General features: G+C 63.8%; 14 protein-coding genes. 3 read left to right on the top strand and 11 right to left on the bottom strand.

Features of this window, described 5'->3' with window-relative positions; all coding sequences use genetic code 11:
- Nucleotides 1-25 precede the first annotated feature (25 nt).
- Entirely contained in the window at nucleotides 26-643 is a 618-nt protein-coding gene (locus D3D01_RS13740) for a nucleotidyltransferase family protein (RefSeq protein WP_101351685.1), read from the bottom strand.
- 42 nt (nucleotides 644-685) lie between these two features.
- Nucleotides 686-1,471, bottom strand: coding sequence for a selenium cofactor biosynthesis protein YqeC (gene yqeC / locus D3D01_RS13735; RefSeq protein ID WP_121512559.1), 786 nt, complete (start codon nucleotides 1,469-1,471; stop codon nucleotides 686-688).
- 94 nt (nucleotides 1,472-1,565) lie between these two features.
- On the opposite strand from yqeC, the gene D3D01_RS13730 reads away from it, so the two are divergent.
- Nucleotides 1,566-1,814: a sulfurtransferase TusA family protein gene (locus tag D3D01_RS13730; protein ID WP_011222658.1), complete on the top strand. Its 249-nt coding sequence runs from the start codon at nucleotides 1,566-1,568 to the stop codon at nucleotides 1,812-1,814.
- Nucleotides 1,815-1,816: 2 nt separating this feature from the next.
- The gene (selD, locus tag D3D01_RS13725) at nucleotides 1,817-2,854 is read left to right on the top strand and encodes a selenide, water dikinase SelD (protein ID WP_101351687.1); all 1,038 of its coding nucleotides are present in this window, start codon (nucleotides 1,817-1,819) and stop codon (nucleotides 2,852-2,854) included.
- A 17-nt stretch (nucleotides 2,855-2,871) separates the two neighbouring features.
- Here selD and yqeB read toward each other — a convergent pair whose 3' ends face one another.
- The 9 genes from yqeB to D3D01_RS13680 form a co-directional block, all read right to left on the bottom strand.
- Nucleotides 2,872-4,452, bottom strand: coding sequence for a selenium-dependent molybdenum cofactor biosynthesis protein YqeB (yqeB, locus tag D3D01_RS13720; RefSeq protein WP_121512558.1), 1,581 nt, complete (start codon nucleotides 4,450-4,452; stop codon nucleotides 2,872-2,874).
- On the bottom strand, nucleotides 4,449-4,694 hold the full coding sequence (locus D3D01_RS13715) for a DsrH/TusB family sulfur metabolism protein (protein ID WP_101351689.1): 246 nt from the start codon (nucleotides 4,692-4,694) through the stop codon (nucleotides 4,449-4,451). The genes yqeB and D3D01_RS13715 overlap by 4 nt, the downstream gene beginning before the upstream one ends.
- A gap of 2 nt (nucleotides 4,695-4,696) precedes the next feature.
- Nucleotides 4,697-5,050, bottom strand: coding sequence for a DsrE family protein (locus D3D01_RS13710; RefSeq protein ID WP_101351690.1), 354 nt, complete (start codon nucleotides 5,048-5,050; stop codon nucleotides 4,697-4,699).
- Nucleotides 5,047-5,418, bottom strand: coding sequence for a DsrE/DsrF/TusD sulfur relay family protein (locus D3D01_RS13705; protein WP_101351691.1), 372 nt, complete (start codon nucleotides 5,416-5,418; stop codon nucleotides 5,047-5,049). Before D3D01_RS13705 ends, D3D01_RS13710 begins: the two co-directional genes overlap by 4 nt.
- Before the next feature lie 101 nt (nucleotides 5,419-5,519).
- Nucleotides 5,520-8,000 carry a xanthine dehydrogenase family protein molybdopterin-binding subunit gene (locus D3D01_RS13700; RefSeq protein ID WP_121512557.1) on the bottom strand — a complete coding sequence of 827 codons (2,481 nt, stop codon included), beginning with the start codon at nucleotides 7,998-8,000 and terminating at the stop codon, nucleotides 5,520-5,522.
- Nucleotides 7,997-8,566, bottom strand: coding sequence for a (2Fe-2S)-binding protein (locus D3D01_RS13695; RefSeq protein WP_101351693.1), 570 nt, complete (start codon nucleotides 8,564-8,566; stop codon nucleotides 7,997-7,999). Before D3D01_RS13695 ends, D3D01_RS13700 begins: the two co-directional genes overlap by 4 nt.
- A gap of 124 nt (nucleotides 8,567-8,690) precedes the next feature.
- Nucleotides 8,691-11,141 carry a xanthine dehydrogenase family protein molybdopterin-binding subunit gene (locus tag D3D01_RS13690; protein WP_121512556.1) on the bottom strand — a complete coding sequence of 817 codons (2,451 nt, stop codon included), beginning with the start codon at nucleotides 11,139-11,141 and terminating at the stop codon, nucleotides 8,691-8,693.
- Entirely contained in the window at nucleotides 11,134-11,688 is a 555-nt protein-coding gene (locus tag D3D01_RS13685) for a (2Fe-2S)-binding protein (protein WP_101351695.1), read from the bottom strand. Before D3D01_RS13685 ends, D3D01_RS13690 begins: the two co-directional genes overlap by 8 nt.
- A gap of 233 nt (nucleotides 11,689-11,921) precedes the next feature.
- Nucleotides 11,922-13,154, bottom strand: coding sequence for a Zn-dependent hydrolase (locus D3D01_RS13680; protein WP_121512555.1), 1,233 nt, complete (start codon nucleotides 13,152-13,154; stop codon nucleotides 11,922-11,924).
- Between the two features lie 149 nt (nucleotides 13,155-13,303).
- Here D3D01_RS13680 and D3D01_RS13675 point away from each other — a divergent pair, with 149 nt between their 5' ends.
- Nucleotides 13,304-15,016 carry an amidohydrolase family protein gene (locus tag D3D01_RS13675; RefSeq protein ID WP_121512554.1) on the top strand — a complete coding sequence of 571 codons (1,713 nt, stop codon included), beginning with the start codon at nucleotides 13,304-13,306 and terminating at the stop codon, nucleotides 15,014-15,016.
- Nucleotides 15,017-15,082 lie beyond the last annotated feature (66 nt).

Below are 15,082 nucleotides of genomic sequence, written 5' to 3'. Positions count from 1 at the left end.
GAGTTCCATCATCAGCATCTTAAATTCACAGGCCGTCGCGGCGGTCGGTGAACTCGGCACGGTCTGCAGCAGTGTCGATATCCCAGTGGATGCCAGGGTCCGCAACATCGATGAACGCTGTCTCCTCGTTGGCTTCGATGACGTCTCGGCCACCGCGGTCGCCGGAGACCGAGGCGAGGGCATCGAAGTGGCAGCCGTCGAAAAGCACCGGATTACCCCGCTGCCCATCGTATTTGGGAACGACAATGCTTGCCGAGCCTGTACGGTACGTTTCGATAAGTGTCTCGATGGTTTCGACGCGTACGAACGGCATATCGCCAAGCAGGAACAGGGCGGCGTCCCAGTCGGCCGAACGGGCGAACTCGACGCCGTGTCGAACTGATGCACTCTGGCCTGCCGCGTAATCGCTGTTGTGGCGGTGGGACAGCGAGAGTCCATCGAGCGCCTCAGCGACAGCCTCGTCCTCGTAGCCGAGGACGGCGACAACGTCCGTCAATGATGACTGGCTGGCGGTTTCGGCCACCTGTCGGACGACCGCTGTTCCGTCGATAGTCGCCAGCAATTTGTTACCCGGTCCATACCGTGCGCTCCGACCAGCGGCGAGGATAACACCGCCGACTCCGGGATGGTCCTGACAGTTCATGCTTACCTTCCTCTCGAACCGAGACTGGCTGTTTCCACGAAGTCAGCCATCGCTCTCTGCCTCTTGCAGATCTGCTTCTGAGACGACTTCACAGATATCGGAGGTGAACGACGTGATGACGCCCTGAGAACACCGCTTCGTCTGTGAAAGCGAGTACGTGAGTACGTCTCTGGCGGTCCGCTGCTGTGGCTCGGTATCCGCTTTGTTGATTAACGGTATCACAGACGCCCCGGCTGGCGCGTTTCGGAGGCCACCGTCGGGATGTGTGAGCACTGTTCCGACAGCGTCTGGCGTGATCGTCTCGCCAACATTGATATCGGTGATGTCCGCGACCCGCTCCGGCCGATGGACCACATCCGTCGTCAGCGGTTCACCGACGGCGGTGACCGAGGCGACCGGGACGACGTGGCTGGCCGTGCTCGGGACGACTGGCTCCCCATCTCCAGGTGCTTTGAACTCTCGCCTGCGTGCCCCGTCAGCCTTGATGAGGAGCCAGTCGAACAGTCCAACACTGGATAGTTGTTCTACTACACTCGCCTCCAATCCGCGAACCTTCCGGTCAACTCGCGCCGGGTCGGGTACTTCCTCGCGAGCGACGGCAATTGGTGGGTCGTGTGCTTCGAGGTCAGCGCGCCACGCGTCCGGATCGATGAGCGTCAGCGGCAGGTCAGACGGCGGTGGCATCGCCGTTGTCGTCGTGTAGCCCACGTCGTACCTCTCGTCGGTGCCCTCCACCGTCAACTGTCCCATCGCGGTTTTCTTTCCGCCGGCCCCGACAAAAGCGACAGCGGCGCTGGACCCCAAGCCCAGCGCAGCAGCCAGATGCATACGGTCGCTCCGCGGAAGACACACAAATAGCTTACCGGGGCAACGGTATGTGGCGGCGATAGTGTTTTTGTGACATGATGACACACGTACCGGTATGGCTCGCGTAGACGTTCGTGGTGAAATCTGTCCCCGTCCGGCGCTTATCGTCCGGCAGGCGCTTTCGGATCTCGATACCGGTGAGACGCTCGTCGTGCGGGGCGATTACCCCCCCGCTGAAGAGAACCTCCGGAGGATGTGTACGACGCACGGTATCGACGTGACGACAGCGGAGACCGCTGGCGAGTCCGACGAGTTCGAACTCGAACTCCGGGTGACCGAGATGGCGTCGCTATCGGAGGCCTGAGTGTGGGAACCGACGCTCCGACTGCGGACGACGAGACGACGCGCCTGACGGAGTACACGGAACTCCACGGCTGTTCCTGCAAAGTCGGCCAGAGCGACCTCGATTCGCTGCTCGCCGATGCCGGCCTCACCGGTGAGAACGACTCGTTGCTGTTCGGCATCGGCGAGGACGCCGCTGCCCGGAAACTTACCGACGATATCGCGTTGGTTTCGACGGTGGATTTCTTCACACCTATCGTCGACGACCCGTACGACTTCGGTCGTATCGCCGCTTGTAATGCCGCTAGCGATGCGTTCGCTACAGGTGCGGTCGAGAACATCGACTGTCTGGTCACTCTCGGCCTCCCGCGAGACGTAACCGAGAGCGCAGCGCCCATCCTCGCCGGCATGGCTGACGCGCTGGACACGATGGACGGCGTCATCGCTGGTGGCCACACCATCATGAGTCCGTGGCCCTTCGCCGGCGGAGCGATTTCGGCGACAGCACGACCCGACGCCCTGCTCACTTCACACGGGGCTAGCCCCGGCGACCGACTCTACCTGACCAAACCGCTCGGGACGCAACCGGCGATGGGGGCGACCCGCGTAACCGACGAGCAGTTCGTTGAGATAGTCACCGACGCCGCTGAGCGCCCGCTCGACAGTATTGCTTCGGAAGCCATCGCGTGGATGACGACTACGAACCGGGACGCAATGGTCGCGTGCCGCGAATATGCAACCGCCGCAACCGACATTACCGGCTTCGGCCTCGCCGGCCAGAGCCGCGTGATGGCCGCCCGCTCGAATGTCGGTATCGAACTGACGCACCTCCCGGTCATCGCAGGAACGCCCGGTCTCTCGACGCTTTTCGGATACGGGCTAACTGACGGAGAGAGCGCGGAGACAAGCGGCGGCCTGTTCGTCTCCGTCCCACCGGCTGCGACTGCTGCCGTCGAATCGGCGTTCGACGACGCCGGCGTGTTCTATCGAGCTGTCGGCCGCGTTACGGCCGGACGCGGCGTCACGATTGACGACCCGACTATCGAAGAAGTTCGTTCATAACGTCAAGTAGGAGCCTGCTACCGCAACCGGAGCACTGCCTCCAGCACCCCACCGCCGAGACACAGTGCCTTGTCGGAAATCTTCGTTGGGTCGACAGACTCGCCACGGGGATCGACGTCGCCGAGCTTAGTGCCCTCACTGACGCTGAGGCCGTCGTGAACGAGGCCGCGAACCAGCCCGTCTATCTCTGTCTCGACCGGCAGTTCACCGACCGTGCCGACCACATCGCCGGCTGTGACAGTATCGCCGATGGCGACCGTGGGGGTCCACTCACCGTCGGTCGGTGCACGGAGCACCCGCTCGTGGGTGTAGCCGCGCCGCTCGCCGGGCTCGCCGTCGTACTCGCTCGCTGCCCCCTCGTAGAACACCCGGCCGAGCTCGTGCCTGCGGTCGGTCTCGACGACCGCGTCCACGTCCTCGCCGGCCTCGAAACCGGGTCCCATCCCAATCACTACGTCGGCGTCTCCCCGTCGCGTGCCGGTGTCGAACGTCCCTTTCGCCATGATAGCATCGACGAGGACTGCAGCGTTGAGTTCGTCGGCGACGGCCGCCTCAGGGTCGACGAGGACCGGGACGACATCGTCGGCAAGCAGTTCAAGCGCCTCGTCGATGTCCGCTGCTGCCCGGCCAGTGAGTCCCTCGACCGTCACTTCGTCTTCGTACAGTGCAGCGCCGAAGGCGACTGCCCGCCGGACTACCGTTGGCTGTTCGACCTCTGTGACGATAACCGGAAAGCCAGCCTGCTGCAGGCGATAGACCACGCCGCTCCCGAGGTCGCCGCCGCCGCGGACGACGACTAGGTCGTCGAGGTTCAGTCGTGTCGACCGCTTACCGGTGGCGTCGTGGCGGTCCATGGTGACCTCGGAGAGGATCGAGAGCGCGACGGCGGCCGGGCCGCTCCCGCCGAGGTTGAGTCCAACCGGAGTTCGGACCCGGCTGAGTTCCCGACGGGCGTAGCCCGATTCGGCGAGTGAGTCGAGGACGTGATTGGCCTTTGTCTCGCTGGCGACGAGGCCGACGTAGCCGGCCTCACCGTCCAGCGCCGCTGCGACGGCCTCCTGATCGAACGTCCCGCTTCGCGTCGCGACAGCCACCGCCGTCTCCGTCCCCATTGGGAGGTCGCCGAGCACGTCGCCGTAGCCGCCGTGAATTACGTCCGTCTCGTCGGGGAACTGCCCCGGATCGGCGTACGCCTCGCGGTCGTCGACCACGGTGACGGCGTAGCCCAGTCGCTCGGCCAGCGGGGCCAGTTCGACGCCGACGTGGCCGCAGCCAGCGATATAGAGCCGTGCCTGCCCGCGAACCCGGTCGATGAACACGTCCATCTCGCCGCCACAGACCATTCCCGTGTTGCCGCCGGGTTCGAGTTCGTACGTCCGGACGCCGGGGTCGTCGGCTCCTGAAAGCACTGACCGGGCGTCCTGTACGGCGAGATGCTCGACCGTGCCCCCTCCGATGGTCCCGTACTCGTCGTCGCCTGTGACTATCATCTTGTCCCCTACGTCTCGCGGTGCGCTGCCGTCCTTGCGGACGATAGTCAGGAGTGCTGCCGGTTCTCCCTGCGCGGCCAGTTCGTCGAGCCGTTCGAACAGACTCATACGAAGCTCTTGACCTCCTGTTCGACGAGGCACTCGACCACGTCGTCGTAGGATATCCGGTCGATGTCCGGCGGGAGTGAAACGCCACGCACGTCTACGTCTCTCGCGACCGCTGAGACGGAGGCGTCGATATCCGGCGTGAGGTAGACGCCGTCCTGAATCAGCACGACGCGTGCCTCGGGGTCCCCGGCGGCGGTACGCAGCCCGATTTCCGCCATCGGTTTGTCGATGAGATACAGCATTGTCAGAAGTCCAGTGTTCGGTCGGCGTCACGGATGCGGGCGGTAACGCGGTCGTCCGACCAGACGGCCACGTCGTCGTCGATTTCGCTCTTTTCGATACTGCGCTCGGCCATCGCCGCGCCGTCCGCGACCATCTGTCCGTCCTGTTCTTCCAGATCGGCGACATGCCCGCTCATGTTGAGCGCGTTGCGGTCGACGGCCTCCCGAGCGCCGTACACGCCGTCCTGTGTGAATATCACGGTCACGTCGTGCATGTCGAAGCCGGCCGCGATACCACGGGCGGCGCGCAGCCCCTCCGGGATATGGACACGTCCACACGGCGCACGGGTAAGCAGGACGACGACATCCTGTTTCATAGCGAGACCACCCGGTCGACCTCGCCGATGATGTCCGCAAGGTCCGGCAGCAGTCCGACTTCGACGCCATCGGGGTAGTCGGCGGGCGCGTCAATGCCGCGTGCGTCGACACAGAGTCCACAGCAGATAACCTCCGCGCCGTCCGCGATAAGTTCCTGAAACTTCTCTGTCGGCATCTCGTCGTACAGCCCGCTGTCCGAACAGCCCGGCAGGGTCTGGTCCGCGACAGGAACGAGCGCGCCGTCGAGGTAGTGGAAGTAACTCACCTCGTGACCCTGGTCCAGCGCCGCCCGCCCCAGTTCGTAGGCGGTACGCCACCGCTCACTGTCGAAGGGACCCCCTGTCAGCAGAAAACCGATGTACGCCATACTGTCGAGGTTTTCCCGACCAGCTCTTAATAGTTTGCTCGACACACCGAAAAAACACTCCGTGTGTGATATTACACGGAAGAAAACTGCCCGAAACAAACCTATCTACCATCGGCAGACTGGTCGTCGAGTGCCGCCTTCAGGTCGTCCGCAGTGAACGGTAGCTCGGTCAGCCGAACGCCGACGGCGTCGCGGATCGCGTTCGAAAGCGCTGGCGGGACCCCGTTTGTCGGGAGTTCCGCGATAGACTTCGCGCCGAACGGACCCGTGGGTTCGTGTGTTTCCACGAGAATGGTCTCCATTTCTGGGTGGTCCGTCGTCCGCGGCATCCCGTACTGTCGAAAGCCGAGTACTTCGGGGTTCCCGTCCTCGTCGAAGGTCAGGTCGCCACTCGTGGCGTATTCGAGGCTCATGTGCTCACCGCCCTCAATCTGGCCTTCGACCAGCGCGGGGTTGATGGCGACGCCGCAATCCGCCGCGAACACCAGTCTGTTGAGTTCGTACTCGCCGGTCTCCGTATCGACAGTCACGTCGACGAACTGCGCACCGTACGGCGGTGGACTCTCGTCGGTCGAGTGGTTGCCGTCCCCGAGGATGTGTTCGCGCTCGTCGTCGCCGTAGGCGGCCTCGTAGCCGATCTCTGCCAGCGAGACGCGGCTCCCGGTCTGCTCGCTGTACACGCCGCCGTCGCCGGTGTCGAGCGCTTCCGGGGGCTCGTCGAGCAGTTTCGACCCCCATTCCAGCACCCGCTCTTTCGCGTCTTCGGCGGCCTTCTTCACCGCTCGACCGCTGATGTACGTCGTCGAGGAGGCGTACGCGCCGTAATCGAACGGCGTCAGGTCGGTGTCGGCGGCGATGACGACGACATCGTCCGGCGTGCAGCCCAGCACCTCTGCGGTAATCTGGGAGAACATCGTGTCCGCGCCCGTGCCGGTGTCGACGCCGCCGACCTGCAGGTGGAAACTCCCGTCCTCGTTCATCTGCACCTGTGCCGCGCCGAGTTCCTTTCCCGCGACGCCGCTTCCCTGGGCGATGAGCGCCATGCCGACCCCGCGCTTGCGGTGGTCCTCGTCAGGCTGTTCGAGGTCGTCGTAGCCAATAGCTTCCTTGCCGCGCTTGACGCACTCGCGGATGCCACACGAGCGAATCGTCCGGGTGAACCGGTCATCGTCTTTCAGAATGGCGACGCTTCGGTCGCGGTCACCCTCCCGAACCGCGTTCTGGAGACGGAACGCGATGGGGTCGAAGTCGAGGCGGCGGGCCACCTCGTCCATGTGTGCCTCAACGGCGAAATGGCCCTGCGGCGCGCCGTACCCTCGCATGGCCGCCCCCATCGGAAGGTTCGTATGCACCACATCACCGGAAAAGCGGATGTTCGGGACGCGTGGATAGAGCGGGAGCGGCTTCGTTCCGACGTTGTTCGCGACGGTCATACCGTGGGTCCCGTAGGCCCCTGCGTTCGACAGCGTATAGAGGTCCATTGCCTCGATGTCGCCGTCGTCAGTCACTGCGGTCTGCATCCGCATCCGCATCGGATGTCGAAAGCGAAGCGCGGTGAACTCCTCCTGTCGGCTCATCTCCAGTTTGACCGGCCGGTCGGCTGCCAGATGCAGTGCGAACGTTATCGGCTCGATTGCCATCTCCTGTTTTGACCCGAATCCAGCGCCAATTCGCGGTTTCTTCACCCGCACGTCACGGATGGGAATGTCGAACAAGTGGGCTATCTGGCGACGGGTGTGAAAGGGGACCTGCGTCGCTGTGATGAACGTGTGCCGGTCGTCCTCGTCCGTGTACGCGATGGTCGTGTGCGGTTCCGGGACGCAGTGGGACTGGTACGGTGTCTCCCACTCTGTCTCGATGACGTGCCGGTCGTCTTCACTCTCCGCTCGTTCGAACGCCGCGTCAACGTCACCGAGTTCCCCTTCGAAGTGTGATTCGACGTTTCGGCTGTAGTCTGCGCCTGACTGCTTGTTCTCCACGTCGTCGGCTTCGAACAGTTGGGGCGCGTCCTCGTCGAGTGCTTCTTCAGGATCGAAGACGGCGTCCAGTTCCTGGTACTCGACTTCGACTTTCCGTGCGGCTCGGTCGGCCGTTTCCGGGTCGTCAGCTGCCACTGCGGCGACCGGGTCACCGACGAAGCGGACGTGTTCACGCAACACTTTCAGATCCCACGGACTCGGCTCGGGGTAGGACTGTCCCGAACTGGAGTACAGCTTGTCCGGAACCACGTCGTCGAACGGCGTGATGACGGCGTCGACGCCGTCCATCGCCTCGGCGTCGCTGGTGTCGACTGATTCGACGTAGCCGTGAGGGATGTCACTGCGAATCACTTTCCCGTGAGCGAGGTCCGGGAACCGGTCCCGGTAGTCCGCCGTGTAGCGGGCCTGCCCGGTGACAATTTTCCGTGCGTCGTCTTTCTCTTCGTTCACGGTAATCGCGTCGCGCTCGGATTCGGCTTTCCGGTCGGGTTCGCGTGCGATGTCTGCCGCTGCCTCCTTCTCGGCTTCGGCAGACTCCGCTGCCTCTCTCTCTGTCCTGTCGGGCTGCTCGCCTGTCTCCTGGACCCGGTCGGAATCGCTCACTGCTCGCCCTCCATGCAGCCGCAGTCGGTGCGTGAACACGTGGCCTCGGTGGTGACGCCGTCGTCGCTATCGAGTGCCCGTCCACCGTCCGCGGCGACGGCTGTCCCGCTGTCCATCTTTTCGGCGGCGTCCAGCACCGCTTCGACGATTTTCTTGTAGCCGGTGCACCGACAGAGATTGTCCGAGAGCGCTTCCCGAACCTCCTGTTCGGTCGGGCCCGGGTTCGCTTCCAGTAGCGCCGTCGAGCGCATAATCATTCCCGGAATGCAAAACCCACACTGGAGCGCAGTATTCTCCACGAATGCCTGTTGCACCGGATGCAGATCGTCCTGTGTACCAAGCCCTTCGATTGTCTCGACGGATGCGTCCTGCACTTTCGTCAGCGGCTCGACGCAGGCTTTCACCGGCTCCCCGTCGACGTGTACCGTACAGAAGCCGCACGCGCCGGTGTCACATCCCCGCTTCGCGCCGGTGTACCCGTTCCGTCGAAGGACATCGAGAAGCGAATCGGATTTCGATGCGTCGACAGTCCGTTCCACACCGTTAATTTCCAGTTCGATTTCCATATGGCTCATCAGCTCGCTGGCTATGTCAGGTACGTGACGAACAGAACGATAAATAGCTATCGCGGATTTGCGATATGGCACGCCGCCACACCGGGTTTTGCCGTGACTGGCACTCCGTCCCGAGTCAGGGGTTGCGCTCGTCCAGCTGTGCCTTGATTTTCTCGGCGGTAATGGGCATCTCCCGGACACGGACGCCGACGGCGTCCCGGACGGCATTTGACAGCGCGGGCGGGACTGTGTTCGTCGGGACTTCGGCGACCGATTTCGCGCCAAACGGCCCGGTCGGTTCGTGGGTCTCGACCAGAATGGACTCGATGGGCGGCGTCTCAGTCGCCGGCGGCAGGCCGTACTCGTCGAAATCAGCTACCTCTGCCCGTCCCTCGTCGTCGAGCGTGATGCCCTCGCTGACGGCCATCTCGTAACTCATGTGATTCGCGCCCTCGATCTGGCCCTCGGCCATGCCGGGGTTGATGGCGACACCGCAGTCGACGGCGACGACCAGTTTATGAACTTCGAACTCGCCGGTGGTCTCATCCACCGTCACGTCGGCGAACTGCGCAGCGAACGGCGGGGGACTCTCTTTGGTGCAGTGGCTCCCCTTCCCTAAGATGTGTTCGCGCTCGTCGTCGCCGTAGGCGGCCTCGTAGCCGATGTCTTCGAGTGTGACCGAATCGCTGCTGGCCTCGCTGTACACGGTCCCGTCGCCGGTTTCCAGCGCCTCGACTGGCTCCCCAAGCAGTTTCGATCCCCAGTCGAGAATCCGCGCTTTCGCATCCTCAGCGGCCTTCTTGACGGCCATGCCGCTGATGTACGTCGTCGAAGAGGCGTAGGCCCCGTAGTCGAAGGGCGTTACATCAGTATCGGAGGATTTGACGATTATGTCGTCCTCGTCACAGCCCAGCACCTCGGCGGCAATCTGGAGGAACGCCGTGTCAGCGCCCGTCCCGATGTCGACGCCGCCGACCTGCAGGTGGAAACTCCCGTCCTCGTTCATCATTATCTGAGCGGCCCCGAGTTCGTCGCCAGCGACGCCGGTCCCCTGTGCGGATAGTGCCATCCCGATGCCGCGGTGCAGGTGGTCCTCGTCGGGCTGTTCGAGGTCGTCGTAGCCGATGGCGTCCTTTCCGCGCTCGATACACTCGTCAAGGCCACACGAGCGGATACGGCGGTTCGCCCCCTCGCCGCCCATCATCCCCGCGATCTCGTCGAGGTCGCCGACTTCCATGTGATGCCGCCGCCGGAATTCGATGGGGTCGAGACCGAGGTCGCGGGCCACCTCGTCAAGATGGCCTTCCAGCGCGAGCGTGCCCTGTGGCGCGCCGTAGCCCCGCATCGCGCCGGTCTGTGGCGTGTTCGTGTGGACGATGTCCGCCTCGAAGCGGGCGTTGGGGACCTTCGAGTACAGCGGCAGGGGCTTGCTGCCGACGTTGCCCGCGACAGTCATGCCGTGGCTTCCGTACGCGCCGGTGTTCGACAGCGCGTAGATGTCGATTGCCTCGATGTCGCCGTCGTCGGTGACGGCGGTCTTCGCTTTGACTTTCATCGGATGGCGCGACCGCATCGCGTAGAACTCCTCCTCGCGGCTGGCCTCGTACAGGACCGGGCGGTCGGTGGCGAGCGAGAGCGAGAGCGGAATCGGCTCGACGACCATCGCCTGTTTCCCGCCGAAACCGCCGCCGACGCGGGGTTTCTGGACGCGGATGTCACGGATGGGGATGTCGAACAGGTGGGCGAGTTGTCTCCGGGTGTGGTTGGGAACCTGTGTGCTGGTGATGAGGACGTGGCGGTCGTCCTCGTTCGTGTACGCCAACGAGGTGTGTTTCTCGACGTTGGCGTGGGACTGCCGGATTGTCTCCCATTCGGTCTCGTGGACATGGGTCTCGCCGTCGAGCGCCGCGTCCACGTCGCCCAGTTCGCCCCCGATATGTGCCATCCGGTTGCGGTCGTAGTCGTGGCCGACAATTTCGTTTTCTACCTCGCCGTCCTCGAACAACTGCGGCGCGTCGTCGTCGAAGGCCTCCTCCGGGTCAGTGACGTAGTCGTCCTCCTCGTAGGACACCTCGATAGCCTCGGCGGCGGCGGACGCGGTCGCCCGGTTTTCGGCTGCGACGGCGGCAATCGGGTCCCCGATGTACCGGACGTGTTCGTTCAGCACGTGCATGTCCCACGGGCTCGGTTCCGGATAGGACTGTCCGGCGCTGGTGTATTTTGCGTCCGGCACTGCGTCGGATTCGGGTGTCAAGACCGCGTCGACGCCGTCCATTGCCTCGGCTTCACTCGTGTCGATGTCGGTCACGCGGCCGTGTGGGATGTCGCTCCGGACGACCGCCGCATACGCGAGATCTGGATATTGTTCCTCGTAGTCGGCGGTGTACTTCGCCTGTCCGGTGACGAGCTTCCGGTCGTCGTACTTTTCTGTCCGGTGGGAGACACTGGCCCGTTCGTCGGGTGCCTTGTCGTTGTTCTCGGGTTCGTCCCATTCGAGCGGGTGCTCTTCGGACTGCCCATCCTCGACAGCCTCGGACTGCGAGGCCGTCCCCCCGTCGGCCGTGGGTGTCTCGTCGTCGCTACTCATCGCAGCCACCTCCGCAGCAGCGGGTCGACTCGTTCCCATTCGGCGGCACAGTGGCCGAGTGGCCGCCGTCGGCGGCGACCGACTGCGCCCCGCGCATTCGCTCTGCCGCGTCGAGCACGGCTTCGACCGGCTTCTGATACCCGGTGCAGCGACAGACGTTGTCGTCTAGCGCCTCCCGGACCTCCCGCTCGGTTGGGTCTGGGTTCGAATCCAGTAGTGCCACCGCCTGAATAACCATTCCTGGGATACAGAACCCGCACTGGACGGCGAAGTTGTCGACGAACGCCTGCTGGACCGGGTGCAGGTCGTCCTGCGTCCCGAGCGCAGCGACGGTCTGTATCTCACTCCCATCGGCGTCCACTGCGGCCATTCCGCAAGCCATCCGGACGTCGCCGTCAACGAACACCTTCGATGCGCCGCAGGTTCCGCCGTCACAGCCACATTTCACGCCGATGTGACCGTGCTGTCTCAATACCGTCGCCAGGTCGTCCGCCGACCCGGCTTCGACTGTCGTCCGCTCGCCGTTGATTGTGAGTTCGATGTCCACAGAGGTCCCTCCAGTTTTTGGTATGCGATACGCACACGCGCCTCTTAGTGAACAACTGTACAGCACTCTCTCATATATGTATGCTTCACAGGTGCGTGATCGCAATATTGCCAGAAGAAATCACGGCCACGCCCCACTACAAGGCACTAGACTGACACAGCTACGACAGACGTGCGGGGTAATGTGTGGTATGTGCCATATCTGTGACAGATACTCTCTGTGACTGGACCCGCTCATTCGGCGGCCTTCGCCTGCACGGCGTTCAGCAGTACCTCTGCTCCGGTGACGATGTCATCCCACTCGGTAAACTCGCTCTCGCGGTGGCTAATCCCGTCGACGCTCGGGACGAAAATCATGCTCGTCGGGGCTATCTTGTTGAGGTAGTTCGCATCGTGGCCTGCGCCACTGACCAGCCGTGTGTACTCACAGCCGACCGTCTCGGCGGCCTCGACGACCGTGTCGAGGCAGTCCTGATCGAACGGGTCCGCATCGACTCGCATGATTTCCTCGATCTCGTATTCAAGGCCTTCGCGCTCGGCGGCGTGGCCAATCTCTTCTCTGATCTGTTCGACAGCCGCATCGACAACGGCATCGTCGTACGAGCGGAAATCAAGCGTGAAATCGACCGTCTCGGGGATGACGTTGATGGCGTTTGGCCAGACGTCGACGCTGCCGACCGTGCCGACGAGGTCCGTGCCTTCGGTCGCTGTGATTCGCCGCACAGCGCGGGTTACGTCCGCCGTCGCCACGAAGGCGTCGTGGCGCATATCCATCGGCGTCGGGCCGGCGTGGTTCGCCTGCCCCTCGAAGATGACGTTCAGCCATGCAAAGCCGAACACGCCTTCGACAGCGGCGACTGGGATGTCCTGCTGTTCGAGAAACGGGCCCTGTTCCACGTGCATCTCAAAGTAGCAGTGGATGTCGTCGGCTTCACAGGGCGTTTCGCCCTTGTAGCCGATGCGTTCGAGTTCGTCGCCGAACCGCTTCCCGTCCTTGTCCTCGCGCTCGTACGCGTAGTCGAGATCGAAAATATCACAGTAGACGCCGCTGCCGAGCATATCCGGCTGAAAGCGGACGCCCTCCTCGTTACTCCAGGCGACGACCTCTAGCGGGCGTTCGGTCGTCACCCCGGCGTCGTTGAACGCCTCAATGACTTCCAGTCCACCGAGGACGCCGATAACGCCGTCGTACCGCCCGCCGCTGTACTGGCTATCGATGTGCGACCCGAACAGGACCGGCGCGGCGTCCTCCACCGCTCCGTCCCGCCGACCGAAGATGTTGCCCATCGTGTCGATACGGACCTCCAGCCCGGCCTCGCGGAACCACTCGACCAGCGTGTCCCGGGCCGCCTTGTTCTCGTCAGACAGGCTCGGCCTGTTCACGCCGCCTCGTTCCGTCGCGCCGATCTCGTTGAACGTATCGAAGCGCCGTCTGAACCGCTCGCTGTCGAGACTGACCGATGGCATTGGGTAGCTGTTCCGCGGTGTCGTCTTGAAGATTGCGTCGGGGTGGTGCCACACAGATTGACAGACGCAGTGTGGCACGCGCTCGCCCGCTGTGACACACGGTCGGGACCACCGAAAGAGCCAAACGACCGTTCCGCGAGTCGGCAGACATGACCGAGCCGAGTGTCGCGTCTATCGCGTTTCGAGACGCGCGGGTGCTGGACGGGAGCGGTCGCCCTCCGTTCACTGCGAGCGTGCGTGTCGCCGACGGTCGAATCGACGCTATCAGCGACGCCCCGCTGGACGCCGACCGCGTCGTTGACCTCAACGGGTCGTACCTGGCCCCGGGGTTCATCGACATGCACGCGCATTCGGAACTGCGGCTGTTCGGACATCCCGGGGCAAAGGAGAAACTGACACAGGGGATCACGACGGAAGTCCTCGGCCAAGACGGTGTCAGTGTCGCGCCGGTGCCGCCGAACCTCACCGACGAATGGGCACAACGGGTCAAGTCACTTGACGGCACGCTGGGCGAAACGTGGCCGTGGCACACCGTTTCCGGCTATCTTGAGGCACTTGAATCCGCCGAACCTGCCGTCAACTGTGCGTACTACGCCCCACACGGCAACATCCGGTCGATGCTGGCCGGATTCGAGGACCGCCCACTTAGCGGTGAACACGTTGTCGCCGCCGGGCCAGTCACCGGTCACCGGCTGGATAGACCAAAATCGGACCACGACACAGCGCCCGGTGAACTCGACGCGATTCGACAGGAGCTCGAAGTTGCGCTGGAAGAGGGCGCGTTCGGTATGTCCAAAGGGATGATATACCCGCCGAGTTCCTACGCTCGTGACGACGAACTGGTGGCGCTGGCGGACACTCTCGCCAAGCGTGACTCGTTTATGATCTCACACGTCTGGAACGAGACGGACCGCGTAGTCGAGTCCATCGACCGGTATCTGGACATCTGCCGACGCGGCGGCTGTCACGCCCACGTCTCCCATCTCAAGGTCGGCGGCCAGCAGAACTGGGGGAATTCAGAGGCTGTCCTCGACCTGTTCGACGATGCCGTTGCCCGTGGCCAGCGGGTCACCTTCGACCAGTACCCCTACACGGCCGGATCGACGATGCTCACTGCGCTGTTGCCGCCGTGGGCGCGACAGGGTGACTCGGAGGCCATCCGTCACCGTCTCAACTCCGCAGCAGTTCGGGACCGCATCGCCGCCGACATCTCTCAGCCGGGCGACTGGGAGAACCTCGCGTACGCCGCCGGCTCGTGGGATAACATCCTCATTACGCGGACGGGAAGCGGGCGCTATCAGGGTGAGACCATTGCGGACATCGCCGCGGAGGTCGACAGCGAACCGGTCGACGCGATGTGTGACCTGCTTGTCGCGGAAGAGTTGGACGTGACGATGGCGGACTTCGTGATGGCCGAGGAAGACATCGAGCGGTTCCTCGCCGACGACCGCGGCACGTTCTGCACCGACGGCATCTTCGGCGGGAAACCCCACCCGCGGGCCATCGGAGCGTTCGGCCGCATCCTCGAACGCTACGTCCGAGAGCGGGACGTGCTCTCGCCGGCACTGATGGCCCGCAAGGCCGCAGGCAACCCCGCCGACATCCTTGGTCTCAGGGACCGCGGCTACGTCCGCGAGGGATACGTCGCGGACCTCGTGGCCTTCGACCCCGATTCCGTGTCCGCGAACGCCACCTACGAGGAGCCGTTCCAGTACACCGACGGGATGGAGTACGTCCTCGTCGGCGGCGAAATCGCCGTCCGGGACGGCGAGCAGACCGGCGCTCGCAACGGCGCGGTGCTTCGCTCCTACGAGGAGTGGGGCGGTGGGACCCGTCCCGAACTCAACCGCGCCGACGAATAGCTGACTGACACGCTCTGCGCGCTGGTCGGTAGCTTCTCGGTCCGTGACGACGCGAAGCGAAAACCG

Origin of the sequence: Haloarcula sp. Atlit-7R (genome assembly GCF_003666065.1) — an archaeon.
Classification (GTDB): domain Archaea; phylum Halobacteriota; class Halobacteria; order Halobacteriales; family Haloarculaceae; genus Haloarcula; species Haloarcula taiwanensis.
The sequence above is the reverse complement of the archived record's forward strand: the minus strand, read 5'-3'. Positions and strand labels throughout refer to the sequence as shown.